A 920-nucleotide genomic window follows, 5' to 3' on the forward strand; every position below is an offset into this window, starting at 1 on the left:
ACGACCTCAAAAGAGGTCGCCTTTATTGAAAATTGGATAAACAACTATCCTAAAAAATGCTTGGGCTACAAGTCGCCGAAGGAATTTCTTCTGGGTGGCTAACTTGAACTTGAAATTTAGGATTCATTGGTTAGACCTCCTTTCGTCCAATATTATAACAAGTCTTCTTGAATTTTAATAGATGCTAATTCTGGATCGGTAACATGTGTATATTCGAAAACTTCCCTGAGAATTTTTAGGAAATCATTAGAATTAGAGATATTGCCGTAGGGTAGTGGATAGGCCTTGTAATGTGTTGCTTCATCTGCTTTTAGATAATACTCTTCGGCGGAGAAAAGATTTATTCTATTCCCAAAAATTTTTGTACCGTCAGCATTTTTGTGAAATTTGTTGTTTAAGTTAATACGGAAGAGGACATAATTGTGGAAATATTCTCTGAAATTAAAAACCTTATTATTGTCGCTGTAAAAGTAATCTAGGATGAAACGCGTTTGATTCATCCCAACAATATCGATGCTTCCTTGCTATTATTCGTTAAGGTAGCATTGTGGGCTTTGGCGATTGTTTTTAATAGTAGAATTAATTCCTCAGCTTGCTCATTTGTTAAAAGTAGTTCTTTCATTGTTATCACCTACTTTCATTATTCTAAAGAGATTTGATTCTGTCCTAAGTATAGCAAAAGCAAAGTAGAAAAGAAATTATTTACCAGTTGGCAAGTAATTTCTCTGAGTTTCAACTTTTACTATTTGAGGTCTTTATTGTTTCCTGTTTTTAGTCGCAGGAACTTGGGAAACATGGTATAATCCCGAGTTTATCAGTTTAAAAAAGATAAAGGATAGCAGACCCCTTGCGTACCAAGGGATTCGGCCATCCTTTTCGATTATTTTCTTGTAGTGTATGAATGCTTTGCGTAGTTTTTT

2 protein-coding genes and 1 pseudogene are annotated in these 920 nt (G+C 34.5%); 1 reads left to right on the top strand and 2 read right to left on the bottom strand.

The genetic code is table 11. The features are described from left to right. A pseudogene (locus ACXM1Q_RS09270) lies at window positions 1-102 on the top strand (IS30 family transposase); the annotation flags it as partial. 50 nt (window positions 103-152) lie between these two features. On the opposite strand, the gene ACXM1Q_RS09275 reads toward ACXM1Q_RS09270, so the two are convergent. After that, window positions 153-500: a DUF6978 family protein gene (locus ACXM1Q_RS09275; protein ID WP_458517808.1), complete on the bottom strand. Its 348-nt coding sequence runs from the start codon at window positions 498-500 to the stop codon at window positions 153-155. Beyond that, window positions 497-622 carry a hypothetical protein gene (locus tag ACXM1Q_RS09280; protein WP_458517809.1) on the bottom strand — a complete coding sequence of 42 codons (126 nt, stop codon included), beginning with the start codon at window positions 620-622 and terminating at the stop codon, window positions 497-499. The genes ACXM1Q_RS09275 and ACXM1Q_RS09280 overlap by 4 nt, the downstream gene beginning before the upstream one ends. Window positions 623-920: the final 298 nt, after the last annotated feature.

The organism is Streptococcus sp. 10F2 (assembly GCF_054331515.2).